15 protein-coding genes and 5 pseudogenes are annotated in these 15,623 nt (G+C 56.1%); 14 read left to right on the top strand and 6 right to left on the bottom strand.

Annotation, left to right across the window (positions count from 1 at the left end):
- Positions 1–10: 10 nt before the first annotated feature.
- Positions 11–373, bottom strand: a complete 363-nt coding sequence (locus AXE65_RS04755; protein ID WP_079214049.1) for a DMT family transporter — start codon at positions 371–373, stop codon at positions 11–13.
- Between the two features lie 92 nt (positions 374–465).
- Here AXE65_RS04755 and AXE65_RS04750 point away from each other — a divergent pair, with 92 nt between their 5' ends.
- Positions 466–1,425: a LysR family transcriptional regulator gene (locus AXE65_RS04750; protein WP_068388811.1), complete on the top strand. Its 960-nt coding sequence runs from the start codon at positions 466–468 to the stop codon at positions 1,423–1,425.
- Positions 1,426–1,450: 25 nt separating this feature from the next.
- Here AXE65_RS04750 and AXE65_RS04745 read toward each other — a convergent pair.
- The 3 pseudogenes from AXE65_RS04745 to AXE65_RS14500 all read right to left on the bottom strand — a co-directional run.
- Positions 1,451–2,068 (bottom strand): annotated as a pseudogene (locus AXE65_RS04745) (TraI domain-containing protein); the annotation flags it as partial.
- Positions 2,069–2,315: 247 nt separating this feature from the next.
- A pseudogene (locus AXE65_RS04740) lies at positions 2,316–2,615 on the bottom strand (type IV toxin-antitoxin system AbiEi family antitoxin domain-containing protein); the annotation flags it as partial.
- A gap of 92 nt (positions 2,616–2,707) precedes the next feature.
- Positions 2,708–2,821 (bottom strand): annotated as a pseudogene (locus tag AXE65_RS14500) (RAQPRD family integrative conjugative element protein); the annotation flags it as partial.
- On the opposite strand from AXE65_RS14500, the gene AXE65_RS04735 reads away from it, so the two are divergent.
- Together AXE65_RS04735 and AXE65_RS04730 are read left to right on the top strand one after the other, a co-directional pair.
- Positions 2,768–3,343 carry a hypothetical protein gene (locus tag AXE65_RS04735; RefSeq protein WP_239685031.1) on the top strand — a complete coding sequence of 192 codons (576 nt, stop codon included), beginning with the start codon at positions 2,768–2,770 and terminating at the stop codon, positions 3,341–3,343. The pseudogene AXE65_RS14500 and the gene AXE65_RS04735 overlap by 54 nt on opposite strands.
- Positions 3,328–3,651, top strand: coding sequence for an RES family NAD+ phosphorylase (locus tag AXE65_RS04730; protein ID WP_068388805.1), 324 nt, complete (start codon positions 3,328–3,330; stop codon positions 3,649–3,651). Before AXE65_RS04735 ends, AXE65_RS04730 begins: the two co-directional genes overlap by 16 nt.
- 25 nt (positions 3,652–3,676) lie before the next feature.
- Here the strand turns inward: AXE65_RS04730 and AXE65_RS13275 are convergent.
- Together AXE65_RS13275 and AXE65_RS14495 are read right to left on the bottom strand one after the other, a co-directional pair.
- A pseudogene (locus tag AXE65_RS13275) lies at positions 3,677–3,873 on the bottom strand (IncC plasmid conjugative DNA transfer DtrJ family protein); the annotation flags it as partial.
- A 58-nt stretch (positions 3,874–3,931) separates the two neighbouring features.
- Positions 3,932–3,997, bottom strand: a pseudogene (locus AXE65_RS14495) (hypothetical protein); the annotation flags it as partial.
- Between the two features lie 89 nt (positions 3,998–4,086).
- Here AXE65_RS14495 and AXE65_RS13805 point away from each other — a divergent pair.
- From AXE65_RS13805 to AXE65_RS04670, 11 genes are all read left to right on the top strand, one after another.
- Complete coding sequence (locus AXE65_RS13805) at positions 4,087–4,341, top strand: hypothetical protein (protein WP_160330594.1); 255 nt, start codon at positions 4,087–4,089, stop codon at positions 4,339–4,341.
- Between the two features lie 238 nt (positions 4,342–4,579).
- The gene (locus AXE65_RS04715) at positions 4,580–5,911 is read left to right on the top strand and encodes a nucleotide sugar dehydrogenase (RefSeq protein WP_068388796.1); all 1,332 of its coding nucleotides are present in this window, start codon (positions 4,580–4,582) and stop codon (positions 5,909–5,911) included.
- Between the two features lie 9 nt (positions 5,912–5,920).
- A complete protein-coding gene (locus AXE65_RS04710) occupies positions 5,921–6,871 on the top strand; it encodes a Gfo/Idh/MocA family protein (RefSeq protein WP_068388793.1) in 951 nt (316 codons plus the stop codon).
- A gap of 6 nt (positions 6,872–6,877) precedes the next feature.
- Positions 6,878–7,453, top strand: coding sequence for an acyltransferase (locus tag AXE65_RS04705; protein ID WP_068388790.1), 576 nt, complete (start codon positions 6,878–6,880; stop codon positions 7,451–7,453).
- Between the two features lie 77 nt (positions 7,454–7,530).
- Entirely contained in the window at positions 7,531–8,646 is a 1,116-nt protein-coding gene (locus AXE65_RS04700) for a DegT/DnrJ/EryC1/StrS family aminotransferase (RefSeq protein ID WP_068388814.1), read from the top strand.
- Between the two features lie 63 nt (positions 8,647–8,709).
- On the top strand, positions 8,710–9,807 hold the full coding sequence (gene wecB / locus AXE65_RS04695; RefSeq protein ID WP_068388789.1) for a non-hydrolyzing UDP-N-acetylglucosamine 2-epimerase: 1,098 nt from the start codon (positions 8,710–8,712) through the stop codon (positions 9,805–9,807).
- Between the two features lie 159 nt (positions 9,808–9,966).
- Positions 9,967–11,223, top strand: coding sequence for a glycosyltransferase family 4 protein (locus AXE65_RS04690; RefSeq protein WP_068388786.1), 1,257 nt, complete (start codon positions 9,967–9,969; stop codon positions 11,221–11,223).
- 500 nt (positions 11,224–11,723) lie between these two features.
- Entirely contained in the window at positions 11,724–12,863 is a 1,140-nt protein-coding gene (locus tag AXE65_RS04685; protein WP_068388783.1) for an N-acetyl sugar amidotransferase, read from the top strand.
- Between the two features lie 29 nt (positions 12,864–12,892).
- Positions 12,893–14,146 (top strand): lipopolysaccharide biosynthesis protein, encoded by a 1,254-nt coding sequence (locus tag AXE65_RS04680; RefSeq protein WP_068388780.1) that lies wholly within the window; start codon positions 12,893–12,895, stop codon positions 14,144–14,146.
- 1 nt (position 14,147) lies between these two features.
- On the top strand, positions 14,148–14,783 hold the full coding sequence (hisH, locus tag AXE65_RS04675; RefSeq protein WP_068388777.1) for an imidazole glycerol phosphate synthase subunit HisH: 636 nt from the start codon (positions 14,148–14,150) through the stop codon (positions 14,781–14,783).
- Positions 14,777–15,541, top strand: a complete 765-nt coding sequence (locus AXE65_RS04670; protein WP_068388774.1) for an AglZ/HisF2 family acetamidino modification protein — start codon at positions 14,777–14,779, stop codon at positions 15,539–15,541. Before hisH ends, AXE65_RS04670 begins: the two co-directional genes overlap by 7 nt.
- The last annotated feature ends 82 nt before the right edge of the window (positions 15,542–15,623 follow it).

Here is a 15,623-nt window from a genome sequence, read left to right as displayed (position 1 = left end):
GGGCTACGCCCTACGCCGCCTGAAACCGCAAGGCAAAACCGGACAGTTCATTTGCTTTAAAACCGGACAAGTCTATTTGTTGACAACACAACAAGGCAGCAGTGATATAGACCACGCCGGCTACACCGCCCAACCATGCCCACCAAGGCAATTGCGGTGTTTGCCCGAGGCTGGGCATGGGAACGCGCATGGCAAAAATCACTGGCAGCACAACCAACAGACTGACCAGAAGTGAGGCGACCGTCGCCCACAGCGGATGTCCCAAGGCACGCCCCAGCGCTGCATTGCTGCCCGCCTGAAACGGCACCAGCGCTCCAGCAATCAAGGCCGCAAGGGCGAAAAGTACGGTGGAGAACGGGAAAGAGGAAGGCATGGTGTGCTCCAACATGATGGTCTGGAAGACTTACTTTATCTATCAAAAAATAGAATGAAAAATTCTTATTTTCACCATAGAATATTCGTACAATGAATAATCTAAGGCGAATTGATCTCAACTTGTTATTGGCGTTGCACGCCTTGTTGCTGGAAAAGCACGTTTCTCGCGCCGCGCGGCGCTTGCACAAAAGCCAACCTGCGGTCAGTCATGCGCTGGCGCATCTGCGGCGAATACTGGATGACCCGCTGCTGACCCGTCGTTCAGGCAGGTTCGAGCTGACCCCGCGCGCGGCGGCGTTACTGCCGACATTGACCGATATACTCGGGCAACTTGATGCGTTGCTGGATCCCCCACAGTTCGACCCTGCTCGCACACAGCGGCTGTTCCGGTTGGCGATGTCAGACTATGGAGCGCGCATACTCCTGCCCGATCTGGTTCGCAAGCTCAGGAACCGTGCGCCCGCAATCGCTCTCAACGTGACCCAGGCCAGCCGTGAAGCCATGCTGGCTGACGTACTCGACGGGGAAGTTGATATGGCGCTCGGCGTGTTTCCAGGCCAAATAGCAGATGAGCTACGCATGCACACCCTATTTATGGAGAACTTCGCTTGCTTGGCGGATGCAAAGAGCTTGCCTGAGAATAGCATACTTGATCTGGAAAACTGGTTGGCTCGCCCGCACGTTCTGGTTGCCATGCGCTCAGGTGCGGATAATGAGATTGACCAAGCACTGAGTTTTCAAGGTTTGAAACGACGCATCGCGGTCACTTTGCCGCACTGGGGTGTTGCCAATGAGTTGATTTCCGGTACTGACCTGATACTGACCGTAGCGCGGCGCAGCCTTGAAGGCATTGGCCATGACCGGCGGATCAAAATTTTTACGCCGCCAGTAGAAATCAAGTCTTTTGATTTTCAACTGGTCTGGCATAAACGTCGTGACGCTGATGCGGCGCACTGTTGGTTCCGCGACTTAATTGCACAGGCTATAACGACAGACAGACCTGTGTGCAGCACGGCACGCACAAAAAATTCTCACATGGATTCTGTATAGACTGTGTTTGCCCATCAATAACACAAGGGTATCCGCAGAGCCAGTCCAGAATATGGCGGTCAAGCAGTTGGTGATAAAGCAATCCTGTAGCTGCGCTGTGCAGGCGGCATTCCCTGCCCTCGCGGTAACGAAATCGGTAGGGCTATTGCAGCGTGCCGTGCCACGGGTGCCAGATTGAGTCATCCATCAATTCAACGTGAATGTCCACGGCAATCTTGCCGATGTCGTGCAGCAGCGCGGCGTAGGCAGTGGCGGCTGTCCAGACCTCGGACTGCGCCGCCTGGTCTTCTGGGCTTGCGCCAGCAGGCAGCAGGTGTGACTGGCGCAGTTTCAGGGCGTAGGTGACGATTTCCAGTCCGCGGTCGAGCATGCCGCCAGGATAGGCGTGGTGGTGGCTTTCCGAGGCGGGGAATTGCTGTACCAGTTCGGCGTAGCGTTGCAGGGGAATCAGATGCAGCGTGTTGAATTGCTGGCGCGACAGCGATGTGCGTTGCCAGATGTGTTCCAGCAGTTTTTGCCGACGCGGGGTTGCCAGCAAGGTTTCAGCAGGTTCTGGACGCAGCCAGCCTTTGGGGAGTTCTGGCTCGGAAGTGGGTTCTGCTGCGGGTGGTTGCAGCTTTTTGCGCTGGAACAGCGGGAGCATGCCAACAACCGAAAAACTGGCAAGCCATGCGCCTTTTGCCTTTTCCAAGATAGAGCCTTTCCCCTTGATTCCGTTCCCTTGCTTTTTCACCCTTGCCTCTTTTTGCAAAGCCTTTACCTGTACATGACGGGTCATGCCACAGCAAGCAATAATGGGAAACTGCGTCAGCCGCTTTTTCAGCGCATCAGTCATGCGGATTCGTTGCCAGCAGTGCAGCATCCAGCGCTTGTATCGGCGTAGTGGCTATCCCATGCGGTTTCAAGCTCAACAAGGTGCCGTCGGCAAGGTGGCTCATCCAGCGTTTGTCGCTGCCGGTGCGCACAGAATATTGCGCCAGCAGCGCATCGACATCCACCACTTCCGTTTCCCGCGCCCAGGTCAGGAACAGGCGCACCGCCTTGACGCTGGTGCAGCACGAGAGCAGTTGCCCGAGCAGAGCGGTGCGAGGCGAGCGTAGGCCGTCGAACAGCCGCGCGCAGACATAACGCGCCGGAAAACGGGCGGTGAACCAGTCCGGCAGCGCAACGCGCACATCACCCCATAACACCGCTGCTGTACCCCGTTCGGCAGCACCTGTTCGCGGCGGTAATCGCCGGACAGTTCGGTCAAATCGCGCGACTGGGCGCGTGATGGCGTGAGATAGGTTTGAATGCCGATACGCACCTGCACCAAATCGGTCAGCAGGCGGGGATAGTCGAAGTGGTCGCGTTCACCAGTGGCAACCGGCGTGTTGGCTTGGCTGTGCTGAACCAGCCGTTCCAGCGCGTCGAGCTGGCGCAGGTACTGGTGCCACACGCGCCGCCATCGCCTCGCCTGCTCAAGGAAGCCGCCATGTTGGTACGCGCGCGCCGCGCGGTGCTGGAAAGTGGTGACTGGCTGAGCGCCGCCGACATCGCGCAACTGGCGGGGTTCAGCACGCGCAATCCCAGCGCCCAACCGAACAAATGGAAAAAGCAGGGGCTGATTTTTGCCATCCACCACAACGGCGTTGACTACTTTCCCGGCTATGGGCTGGACAGTCACGCCAACTTTCGTCCGCTCAAGGCGCTGTCCGACATCATCAAGGTGTTTGCCGGACACAAGGACGGCTGGGGCATGGCGTATTGGTTTTTGGGGGTGAGCAGTTTTCTGGGCGGCAAACGTCCACAAGACCTGCTGGCCTCAAACCCCGAGCGGGTAATGGCGGCGGCACAAGACGAGATTCAGGAGATTGCGCATGGATTAGGCAGGGTGATGCCACGCCCGCGCCGCCTGCCAAATTGCACGTCACGCTGACCACCATCGGCAAAGGGCAGGTGCTGCACCGCGTCCACCTTCAGCGCTATCGGGCTGACCAGTTCAACCCCGGCCAGCGCGGCAACGCACGCTTCAGTCCGATTGGCAATGATGCAGGCCAGCCAGTTCCTACGCTGTACGCCAGCACCACGGTGGACTGCGCGTTGATGGAAACCGTCTTTCATGACGTATCCCACGCGGCCGGCTTCAAACCCTTCGTCAGAGAAAAACTGGCAGCGCTGGTGCACTCCACCGTTCGCATGGAGCGCGCCCTGCAGGTTGCCGACTTATCCAGTGTGGCCTATTGAAGGCAACGCCAAGCAATAAATCGCCCTACAAATATTTTTTGAAACTCGCCGCCGTCAGATTGACCGCCAGCCCTAATAAAGCAGCGCTGGGAAGCAAATGACCGGCGGGTGTACGGATACCGGCAACGCCAAGCACATCACGGCCAGCGGCCATAAACTGGCTTTGGCGCGATGGTAGAGAAAACCGGATTCGCGCCCCGCACCAAAGGGTAATACCCCCCTTGTACTCGTTGTGGCGCACTTGGTCTAGCGCTGCAGACAAGTGGCGGATGATGTGGAATTTGTCGAACACAATCGCCGTCTGCGGGGCGTGGCAAGCGACCGAATTGCGAAAGGCGCACCACATGTCCATCACGGCCACCTCGGGCATTGCACGCGCCAGCGATCAAATTCCATGTACGGGCACCACCCCGCCACGCGCAGATCGCGCGCCCGATGCGAGCGCTGATCGTAGCGGCTGCGGCAGCGATGCCCGCAGTGCGAACACACTGCCGTTTTTTTTGGCGTCGCAACCTCACGACCCGGACGTTTGAACCGTCCGCAGCTTGCTTGAACGCAGCGCGTGCAAAGAAGCCGGAAAAAAAACAAGTCACGCAATCGGCGGCAAATTTTCATGCCAATCCCTATCTGGAACTGGATGCAAAGCCCAACACAAAAAATCAAAAAAACCATTTTATTTTCAAATGCTAACGCAGTTTTTTACACCGTAAACGACCCGCACTAATCCGCGAAAAGCCTAATTGATTCTGTCTACGCCGTAATTCCCGCATTAATCCGCTTCCAAAAAGCGATACTATGCGGCGTTGTCTGCGGTGGCCAGATCGCGTCATGCGCCATTGCACCCGACACCGCCAGACAACATCTGGCTGCATGCTGTACTCTTATTCGATCTACCAGAACACAACACATCCCACAGCTCGCGTAATCTATGCAAACTTCTGTAGAAAATAATCGTATCAAACCCACATTGCTGAACCGCCTGAACCAAAAAACCGCCGTCATTGGCGTCGTTGGGTTGGGTTACGTCGGTTTGCCCTTGATGTTGCGCTATATCGAAGTCGGCTACCGTGTGGTGGGGTTTGACGTAGACGCGGACAAGGTGGCGCGCCTGAATGCCGGCGAAAGCCTGATTGAGCACATTCCCGCGCAGTCCATCGCCCAAGCCCGTAAGCAAGGGTTTATCGCCACGACCGACTTCGGCCGCGCCAGCGAGGTCGATGCGCTGGTATTGTGCGTGCCCACGCCACTGAATAAATATCGCGAGCCGGATTTAAGTTTCGTCATTGCGACGATTGAATCGCTGGCACCGCACCTGCACGCAGGACAGGTCGTATCCTTGGAAAGCACCACGTATCCGGGCACGACCGACGAAGAGCTGCGACCACGGATTGAAGCGCGGGGTCTGACCGTGGGCGAACACGTATTTCTCGTGTTTTCCCCCGAACGCGAGGATCCGGGCAATCCCGATTTTTCCACGCGCACCATTCCCAAAGTCTGTGGCGGCTGCACCCCGGCGTGCCTGGAAGTCGGTTTGGCCTTATACGGACAAGTCATCGACCGCGTCATCCCCGTCAGTTCCACCCGCGCCGCGGAATTGACGAAACTGCTGGAAAACATCCATCGCGCCGTGAACATCGGTTTGGTCAACGAAATGAAAATCGTCGCCGACCGGATGGGCATTGATATTTTCGAGGTGATTGAGGCCGCCGCGACCAAACCCTTCGGTTTCACCCCGTATTACCCGGGACCGGGCTTGGGCGGCCATTGCATTCCGATCGATCCTTTCTACCTGACTTGGAAAGCGCGCGAATACGGGCTGCATACGCGCTTTATTGAGCTTGCCGGCGAAGTCAATCGCGCCATGCCGGAATATGTGCTGGGAAAACTGATGGATGGCCTGAACCAGCAAGGCAAGGCGCTGAAGGGAAGCCGCATTTTGATGTTGGGCATTGCCTACAAAAAAAATGTGGATGACATGCGCGAATCGCCCGCGGTCGAAATCATGGAGTTGATCCAGGCCAAAGGCGCGAGCATCGCGTATAGCGACCCGCACGTTCCGATGTTTCCCAAAATGCGCGAGCACCATTTCAACTTGTCCAGCGAACCGCTGACCGAAGAGAATGTACGCGTGTTTGATGCTGTCGTGCTGGCCACCGATCACGACCGTTTCGATTACGATCTGCTGTTGAGCCATGCCCAGTTGATCATCGATACGCGCGGTAAATTTCGCGACCCGTCCACGAAAATCATCAAAGCGTAAACCCATACCATGAAGCGATTTGCCCTGATCGGCGCTGCCGGCTACATTGCGCCACGCCACATGCGCGCCATCAAAGACACCGGCAACACGCTGGTCTGCGCCTACGACATCAATGATTCCGTGGGCATTATCGACAGTTTGTCGCCGCACAGTGAATTTTTCACGGAATTCGAGTGTTTTTACGACTATGCCTGGCGCTTGAAACGCCAGCCCGAGCGCGCGCTGGACATCGTCTCGATCTGCTCGCCCAATCACCTGCACCACCCGCACATCACGGCGGGTTTGCGCTTGGGCTGTGACGTCATTTGTGAAAAACCTCTGGTACCCAGCGCCGCTTTGCTGGACGATTTGGCCCTGGTTGAACGCGAGACCGGCAAACGGCTGTGGAACATCCTGCAGTTGCGGCACCACCCCGCCATCCTCGCCTTGAAGCAGCAGGTGCAGGCAGAGCGACCAGACCATAAACACGAGGTGGAACTGACTTATATCACCAGCCGCGGCAAGTGGTATGCGCAAAGTTGGAAAGGCGACCCGCGCAAATCCTTTGGGGTCGCCAGCAATATTGGCGTGCATTTTTTCGACATGCTGCATTTCGTTTTTGGCCGCTTGCAGCGCAGCGTTCTGCACTATAGCGACGAACAAAAGGCCGCGGGGTATCTGGAGTACGAACATGCCCGGGTGCGCTGGTTTCTGTCCATTGACGCACAGGACTTGCCCGCGTCCGTCCAAGGCAAACAAACGACGTTTCGGTCCATCACGTGCAACGGCACGGAAATGGAATTTTCCGCAGGCTTTACGGATTTGCACACCGTCAGCTATCAAGCCATTCTGGCCGGTCAAGGCTACGGCATTGAGGATGCGCGCCATTGCGTGGAAACCGTCGAGGCGCTGCGCACCATGGCGACACAGCCCGCGCGCAACGGCGAAGGCCATCCGCTGCTTGCGACACGGACAGGTTGATTCCCCATGACGCATGATCAACATCCCACCGCCATCGTGGACGCAGGTGCCAGCATTGGCGCAGGCAGCCGCATCTGGCACTGGGTGCACGTCTGCGGCGGTGCCCGGATTGGCCGCAATTGTTCGCTGGGCCAAAACGTATTCGTGGCCAATGACGTCGTCATCGGCAACAACGTCAAAATTCAAAACAACGTCTCTATTTATGACGCGGTGCGTCTGGAAGACGATGTGTTTTGCGGCCCCAGCATGGTGTTTACCAACGTCCATAATCCACGCGCCGCCGTTGTGCGCAAAAGCGAATATCGCCCTACCCTGGTCAAACACGGGGCAAGCCTGGGTGCGAATTGCACGATCGTGTGCGGCGTCACCATCGGGCAATATGCGTTCGTGGGCGCGGGCGCGGTCGTCAACCGTGACGTACCAGACTTTGCCGTGATGGTCGGTGTGCCTGCGCGCCAAATCGGCTGGATGAGCCGACACGGAGAAACATTGTCCTTGCCCATCCAGGGCAGTGGCACGGCGACGTGTCCGAAAACGGGCGAGCGCTATGTGTTGGAAAATGGCATTTGCCGCCCGGAATGACCACGCAACCCATTTCATGCGTCGTGGGCAGCAGCGCTGCCAGAGCGCATAGACTTTTAAAACCACCGGTTCAGCCTATGCAATTCATCGATCTGAAAACCCAATATGCCGAGATCAAATCCAGCATGGATCGCCGCATACAAGCGGTGCTGGATCACGGCCAATACATCATGGGTCCGGAAGTCCAGGAGCTGGAAACCGCGCTGGCCAGTTACACAGGCGTCAAGCACTGCATGACCGTGTCTTCGGGAACCGAGGCGTTGCTCATTTCCCTGATGGCGCTGGGCGTCAAGGCCGGAGACGAGGTCATTACGCCGTCCTTCACCTTTGTCGCCACGGCCGAGGTCGTGGCCTTGCTGGGAGCGACGCCCGTTCTGGTGGACGTTGAACCGGATACCGGCAACATCAACGCGGACTTGATCAAAGCGGTGATCACGCCTAAAACCCGCGCCATCATGCCCGTATCGCTCTACGGCCAGACCGCAGACATGGATGCAATCCAGGCCGTTGCGGAACAACACGGGCTACCCGTCGTCGAGGACGCGGCGCAAAGCTTTGGCGCAACCTACCAAGGCCGCAAAAGCTGCAACCTTTCCACGCTGGGCTGCACCAGCTTTTTCCCCAGCAAACCGTTGGGATGTTACGGCGACGGCGGTGCCATCTTTACGAATGATGACGCACTCGCGCAGGTTTGCCGCGAGATCCGTGTCCATGGCCAGTCCAAACGCTACCACCATACCCGCATCGGGGTGGGCGGGCGCATGGACACGCTGCAATGCGCCATCGTGCTGGCCAAACTGGAAGGGTTTGCATGGGAAATCGAACAGCGCATCCGTATCGGCGTGCGCTATCTGGAGTTGCTGGCGACAAGCCCTGCGTTTTCCAGCGGACAGGCCACACCCATGACCGTACGTCCCGACCGCAGCAGCGTCTGGGCGCAATGTACCGTGCAGGTACCCGCGCGGGACAAGGTCATTGCCAAACTGACCGCCGCAGGCATTCCCACCGCCGTGCACTACCCTTGCCCCATTCACCAACAGCCCGCGTATCGTCCATATGGCGTGGGTGCGGATTTGAGCATATCGGAAAAACTGGCGAGCCAGGTGTTGAGTCTGCCGATGCATCCTTATCTGGATGAAAAACAGCAGGCCCGCATTGTTGAACGGTTGAATGATGCCATTTTGTCTGTATGAATCGCGCCCTGTATAGAGTAGAATTCCAGAGCGTGTCGCATGCGTTCCTTTCAATCTTGTAGTATGAAAGAATTCAAAAAAATATTAACCGTCCTGGGTGCCCGCCCGCAATTCATCAAAGCGAGTGTGGTTTCCGCCAAGATCGCCGCCTGCGCCGGACTGAAAGAAATCGTCGTCCACACGGGCCAGCACTTCGACGTCAATATGTCGGACGTGTTCTTCAAAGAATTGGGCATGACCCCGCCGCGGCACAACCTGAAGATCCATAGCGGCGGTCACGGCGACATGACCGGCCGGATGCTGATCGCCCTGGAAAGCGTCATGCTGCAAGAACAACCTGATGCCGTGTTGGTTTACGGCGATACCAATTCCACCCTGGCGGGCGCACTGGCCGCCGCCAAGCTGCACCTGCCCGTCGCGCACGTGGAAGCCGGACTGCGTTCGTTCAACATGCGCATGCCGGAGGAAATCAACCGTATCCTGACCGATCGCATTTCCGCATGGCTGTTCACGCCCACGGTCACCGCCAGCCAGAATTTGCGTCATGAAGGCGTGCCGACGGCGCGGATCATCCAGGTCGGCGACGTCATGTATGACGTCGCACTGCATCATGGCGCACGCGTGTCGGACACGGGTGGCGCTCTGCAGCGGTGTAGCCTCGCGCCCGGTAGTTATGTTTTGGCGACCATTCATCGCGCCGAGAATACCGACGACCCGGTCCGTCTCGCCACCATCATGGACGCCCTGTGCACCATCGCCCGGCAGCGCCCGGTGGTGTGGCCGCTGCACCCACGCACCCGTCAAATCCTGGACCGTCTCGGCCTGATCGATAAGGCGCGCGCCAATCTCAGACTGATCGATCCCGTTGGCTACCTCGACATGGTTCAACTGGAAAAGTATGCCGCGCTGATTGCCACCGACTCGGGCGGTGTGCAAAAAGAAGCGTTCTTCCATCAGATACCATGCGTTACGCTGCGCGATGAAACCGAGTGGGGTGAACTGGTAGACGCCGGTTGGAACCGCCTGGTCGATGCGCGTGTCGGCGCCAGCGTCGAACAAGCCCTGAACGAGGCGCTGTCCGCACCCAGACAGACCGTGCAGCCTTATGGCGATGGTCAGGCGGCGCGCCGCATCGTCGAAACGCTGCAGCGCGACCTCTGATGGCAACACGCCTGCCGCCACCCCATTCCCCGAAGGATTCATTCATGCCATTGCCTGCTAATACCCTGATCGTCTGCGCGCTGACCGTGCTGTTGTCCGCCGTCTGCTTGGATGCGGGCCGTGACGATCCCTCCTAATCCTCCTAATCTGGTCGCATCCATGTCCGCCCCCACCCTTTGGTACGTACACCCTTATGCCGCCGGCCCAGGCGTCGGCCGCACTTATCGCCCGTTTGAGCTTGGACGGGCATGGCAAGCCGCCGGCGCGCGTGTCGTGGTCATCACCGCTGCGTTTCATCACCTGCTCGACGTACCGAACCGTCTCAAGGGCGCGCACGAGGTTGGCGGTGTTCCCTATGAGTTTCTGGCAACGCCGTCCTATTCGGGAAATGGTTTGGGACGAGTAGTCAACATGGCCGCCTTGCCGCTTCAGTTGCTGCATCATGCCGCCGCGCTGGCGCGTCGTTACGGCACGCCAGACATGATTATCGGCTCCTCGCCCCATCCGTACGCGTTCCCAGCGACACACCGGCTGGCACGCCGTTTCGGCGCGCTGTCTGTTTTTGAGGTTCGCGATCTCTGGCCGCTGAGTTTGATCGAACTGGCGGGCGTCAGCCCGAAGCATCCGCTCGTTCGGCTAACCGACCGCCTGGAGCGCTATGCCTATCGCCGTGCCGATGCCGTGGTGTCGCTACTACCCAATACACAAGCGTATATGCAAGCCCGCGGCCTGGATCCCGCGCGCTGGCACTATATCCCCAACGGGGCGAGCGCCACGGCGGCATTGCTGCCCGATTGCCCCAGCCCCGCCTGCGTTCAGGCGCAGCAATGGCGCGCGCAAGGCAAGTGCGTCGTCGTCTACGCAGGCGCGCTAGGCGTCCCCAATCATGTCTCGTCGCTGGTGAACGCATTGGCCGTCTTGCGCGCGCGCGGCGACGACCGAATCGTTGCTGTCATTGTCGGCAAGGGCGAAGAAACGCAGCGTTTGCAAGCCCTGGTACACGAAGCGCAGTTGCAAGATCGCGTCGCCTTCTACCCGCAGACTCCCAAAGAAGGCGTGTTCACCTTGCTGCGACATGCGGATGCCGGCTACATCTCCTTGCGTCCAGAGCCGCTGTTTCGCTTTGGCGTCAGCCCGAACAAACTATTTGATTACATGTTGGCGCGATTGCCCGTGGTCTTCGCCATCGAAGCCGGCAATGATCCTGTGCGCGACCACGGTTGCGGCTACAGCGTAGCGCCAGGCAATGGCCCGCAAATCGCCGATGCGCTGGCCGCACTCGCGTCGCTGCCCGCCACCGAACGCCAAGCCATGGGAGAACGCGGGTTCCAATATGTCCAGCAAGAGCACAGCTACCCGCTGCTGGCGGCCCGCTATCTGCGCATCCTTGCTGCGCGGCAACAAGGCCAGCCATGAAACTCGTCATCACCGGCGCAACCAGCTACATCGGCGCTGCCCTGCTGCGTACGGCCACCCAACCAACCATAAGCCGCAATCCAAACGTCAGATTATGCGCAACATCCACATCTACCCCAGCGCGTTCACGCATGAAAGCCGCATCCTCAAAGAAGCCAGAAGCCTATTGCGTCATACCTCGATCAACGATGTTTTACTGCTTGGGGTTTACGCAAACCATTTGGATACTCGGCAACCGGTCGAATCCGGCCTGATAGTCTATCGATTGAAACCTTCCAAAAATCAAGGGTGGATGAAAGGGCTTCGATTCCTTCCTGCCCAAGGGGGTCGACCTGTCTAAAGTCAGTCAAACCGTAATCAACGATATTGCACGCTTGATGAACGGCAGACCCCGGCAAACGCTAAACTGGAAAACACCGGATGAAGTCCTGTCAGAGGACATCCGGAAATTCTACAAAACCGTTGCGCTTGACTCCTGAGACTAAACTTTAAGCATGAACATGACTAATCATTACCATTCACCCAATCAAACCTGCGTACGCTGCATTATGAGCGTTGCAGCGGATCCAAAAATCCGCTTTGACGTCAGTGGAGTTTGCAATCATTGTCAACGCTACGATGCGTTGCTGCCGCTGCGCGTCTTGAAAGGTCAGGCGGGAAAAGATGCATTGGACCGATTGGTCGACGCCATCAAAAAACATGGTGCAGGTAAAGACTATGATTGCCTGATTGGTATCAGCGGCGGCGTGGACAGTACGTATGTCGCCTGCTTGGTCAAGCAATTGGGTTTGCGGCCGCTGGCGGTACACGTGGACAACGGATGGAATTCAGAGCTTTCGGTCAAAAACATTGAGATTACCCTAAAAAAACTGGATATTGATTTATATACCGAAGTGCTGGATTGGGAAGAGTTCCGTGACTTGCAACTCTCCTTTCTCAAAGCCTCAACGCCAGACCTGGAAATCCCCACGGATCATGCGGTGACCGCAGTCTTATGGCGGCAAGCCCAGCGTCATGGGATCAAGCACATTATTTCTGGCATGAACTTTGCCACCGAATCAACCTTCGTGCAGGATTGGGCCTACGGCCATTGGGATTGGCGTTACATCAGAGGCATACAGAAAAAATTTGGCACGGCACCGCTCAAGAGCTTTCCGCATTACACCATCGCAGATCTGGTGTGGTGGAATCTGCGCGGCATCCGTTCCATTTCCATTTTGAATTATGTGGATTATCACAAGCCAAAGGCGATGGCCTTGCTCAAAGAAAAACTTGGCTGGCAATACTATGGCGGCAAGCACTACGAGTCAATTTATACGCGCTTCATTCAAGGGTACATATTGCCTGTCAAATTCGGCATAGACAAGAGATATGGACACTTAAGTGATTTGATCCGTTCCGGGCAAATGACGCGCGACGATGCCCTGATCGAAATAAAAAGTCCCGCGTACCCCGAAGACATTTTCGCGCAGGATTATGACTTTGTGCTGAAAAAATTTGGTTTAAGCGACGCGGCATTCCAAGCGTTCATGCGTCAATCTCCGCGAACGTTCAGGGACTATGCCAATGCGCAAAATGTCATGCTGGGCGTGCGCAAAACCGTTGGGCTGCTGCGTCGATTGGGTTTCTACCCGAAATAACGCGCCATAGAACATCCGTGCGATAAAGTATGACGCATTCCTCTTACTGGAAAAAGATTGTTGGTGTCTTTAGCGGCACGGCGATTGCGCAAGCCATTCTTCTGCTGGGATCCCTGATTATTGCCAGAATTTACGCGCCTGACAGCTTTGGCGTGTTTGCGACCTGGCTGGGGATTTCTCAGATTGTGACGGTAGGCATTACATATCGGCTGGAATCGGCATTTGGGCTGGAAGCCGATGGCAAGACGCGCACGGAATTAGTCGCCGTGACGGTGGCGATGGTATTGCTGACAGGTGGCGTCTTGTCCATGCTGTTGGCTGTTCTGGCATGGGGCATTGGGACACTGTCGAATCAAATTCCGGCAATCCTGCTGTGGTTGTTGATTCCGCAAAGCGTGGGGATGGCGTTATCTCTTGTCTGGGAATCATGGGCGGCCAACAATGGGGACATCAAAAAGCTGTCCATCATTCGGATTTGTCAAGCATGTTTCATTATGCTCATGCAGATCGCGGCTGGCGTCTTCTACCCTGATGCCGCTTCCTTGGCTGCTGCGCAAACGCTGGCCGTGTGGTTCAGCGTACTGCTCTGCGTGACCATGATGCCATTGCGCAGCGCAATGTCTGCCGTCAACAGTTCAGTCATGTTGCGCCTGATGGGACATTATTGGAAAAAATATCGTCGATTTCCGCTTCTAGCACTACCTGCGGATTTGATCAATACTGCGGCGGCACAGATGCCTGTTATCCTGATCGGTAGCCGGTTTGGTGCGGAAATCGCAGGCTATTATGCGCTGGCAACGCGCATGATGGGAGCCCCCGTCGCCCTGTTGGGCGGGGCCGTGCGTGACGTATTTAAACGTGCTGCCAACGAGGAATTTCGTGCCTTAGGCCATTGTCGTTCCATTTATCAGCGCACGTTTTGGGTGTTGCTGGGACTGTCGCTGGCAATGGTGGCATTCGTCATTCCGTTTGCCGAGAAAGTTTTTTCCTTGGTGTTTGGTCAGCAATGGGCATTGGCAGGCATCATGGCCACGTGGCTCATACCCAGATATGCACTGGGTTTCATGGCCAGTCCATTGAGCTATACGTTTTATGTCGTACAAAAACAGAATATCGATCTAGTATGGCAAGTGGGTTTATTCACCATGACGATGCTGACTCTGCTGATCTTTGATTCCTATCGAAACGCCCTGCTGTACTATAGTGGGGGATATGCCCTGATGTATATGCTTTATCTTGGACTGTCTTGGCGGTATTGCCAGCAACCTGTGCAAAGGAAATAAAATGCTTGTGATTGTGGACTATGGAATGGGCAATGCCGCATCCATCATGAACATGATCCGACGCGTCAATACGCAGACGACGTTGCCTGTGTGTATCTCTTCCAATCCCTTGGACATTGAAAAGGCAGCCGCAGTGATACTGCCTGGGGTGGGTGCGTTTGATCATGCGATGGACCGACTCCACGCGCTGAAGTTGGTGGATGTATTGGTCCAGCGTGTGCGGGATGATGCTGTACCTTTCATGGGCATTTGCTTGGGCATGCACGTATTGTTCCAGTCCAGCGAAGAAGGTGCGCGATCTGGTCTAGGTCTGCTGCCAGGGACGGTACGTCGATTTGCCGGAGATGCATTCTCATACAATCAACTCAAGATACCCCATATGGGGTGGAATCAGGTGACTTTGGCCGGACATCAGCCGATGTTTTCGGGTCTGGAAGACGATGCCCGGTTTTATTTCGTGCACACATATCATGTCGTGTGTGATGCGGCGGAACATGTGGCGGCGACCTGTGAATACGGCTACGAGTTTGCATGTGCCGTCCGCCACGAAAACATATTTGCCGTGCAGTTTCACCCCGAGAAGAGTCATCGGTTTGGTATGACGGTATTCAACAATTTTATAGGCAGTCTATGCTGAAGACACGTGTCATTCCCATGCTGCTGCTGCGTAATACAGGGCTGGTTAAAGGGGAAAAATTTGCGCACCACAAATACGTGGGCGACCCCATCAATGCCGTCAAGATATTTAATACCAAAGAAGTGGATGAGTTGGTGTTTCTTGATATTACGGCCAGTATTGAAGGCCGCAAACCGAATTATGATTTGTTGGCCGACATTGCCTCCGAGGCATTCATGCCATTTGCGTATGGCGGAGGATTGAACAGCATCCATGATATTGAAAAGCTGTTCAAACTTGGTGTGGAAAAGGCCATTATCAATACGGCGGCGACCCAAAATCTGGATATTGTACGTCAAGCCAGTGCAATTGCGGGTTCGCAAAGTATTGTCGTCGCAATGGACGTCAAACGCAATATAGTGGGGAAATGCCATGTGTACAGCCAGTCAGGGCGAACCAATACCGGATTAAATCCGGTAGACTATGCAAAAATGGCAATGGATGCTGGTGCAGGTGAATTAGTCGTGACATCGATTGATCGCGAAGGTACGGGCCGTGGCTATGATGTAGACCTAATTGCTAAAGTGTCTAAGGCAGTCAATATTCCCGTCGTTGCATCGGGTGGCGCAGGTGACTTGCGGCATTTCTTGCAAGCCGTGGATGCGGGCGCATCCGCGGTAGCGGCCGGGAACCTGTTTATTTTTCACGGCAAGCACAAAGCCGTGCTGATTACCTACCCAGAGTATCAAACTCTGGAAGAACTTTTTAACGGATACTAAGTTTTCACAAAGTAAAGTCATTTTTATATATAATATAGGCATGAAATGTAAACGGCAATCCGATGGTCGTGCTCACGATCAT

The organism is Ventosimonas gracilis, from assembly GCF_001580025.1.
Lineage (GTDB): Bacteria > Pseudomonadota > Gammaproteobacteria > Pseudomonadales > Pseudomonadaceae > Ventosimonas > Ventosimonas gracilis.
This window is presented reverse-complemented; position numbering and strand designations above follow the sequence as displayed.

What these genes read in the sequence shown, in the direction of transcription:
- AXE65_RS04705 (WP_068388790.1), top strand. Translation starts at nt 6,878, where the DNA reads ATGACGCATGATCAACATCCCACCGCCATCGTGGACGCAGGTGCCAGC.
- AXE65_RS04715 (WP_068388796.1), top strand. Translation starts at nt 4,580, where the DNA reads ATGCAAACTTCTGTAGAAAATAATCGTATCAAACCCACATTGCTGAAC.
- AXE65_RS04710 (WP_068388793.1), top strand. Translation starts at nt 5,921, where the DNA reads ATGAAGCGATTTGCCCTGATCGGCGCTGCCGGCTACATTGCGCCACGC.
- AXE65_RS04700 (WP_068388814.1), top strand. Translation starts at nt 7,531, where the DNA reads ATGCAATTCATCGATCTGAAAACCCAATATGCCGAGATCAAATCCAGC.
- AXE65_RS04670 (WP_068388774.1), top strand. Translation starts at nt 14,777, where the DNA reads ATGCTGAAGACACGTGTCATTCCCATGCTGCTGCTGCGTAATACAGGG.
- AXE65_RS04680 (WP_068388780.1), top strand. Translation starts at nt 12,893, where the DNA reads ATGACGCATTCCTCTTACTGGAAAAAGATTGTTGGTGTCTTTAGCGGC.
- AXE65_RS04755 (WP_079214049.1), bottom strand. Translation starts at nt 373, where the DNA reads ATGCCTTCCTCTTTCCCGTTCTCCACCGTACTTTTCGCCCTTGCGGCC.
- AXE65_RS04690 (WP_068388786.1), top strand. Translation starts at nt 9,967, where the DNA reads ATGTCCGCCCCCACCCTTTGGTACGTACACCCTTATGCCGCCGGCCCA.
- AXE65_RS13805 (WP_160330594.1), top strand. Translation starts at nt 4,087, where the DNA reads ATGCGAGCGCTGATCGTAGCGGCTGCGGCAGCGATGCCCGCAGTGCGA.
- AXE65_RS04750 (WP_068388811.1), top strand. Translation starts at nt 466, where the DNA reads ATGAATAATCTAAGGCGAATTGATCTCAACTTGTTATTGGCGTTGCAC.
- AXE65_RS04685 (WP_068388783.1), top strand. Translation starts at nt 11,724, where the DNA reads ATGACTAATCATTACCATTCACCCAATCAAACCTGCGTACGCTGCATT.
- wecB (WP_068388789.1), top strand. Translation starts at nt 8,710, where the DNA reads ATGAAAGAATTCAAAAAAATATTAACCGTCCTGGGTGCCCGCCCGCAA.
- hisH (WP_068388777.1), top strand. Translation starts at nt 14,148, where the DNA reads ATGCTTGTGATTGTGGACTATGGAATGGGCAATGCCGCATCCATCATG.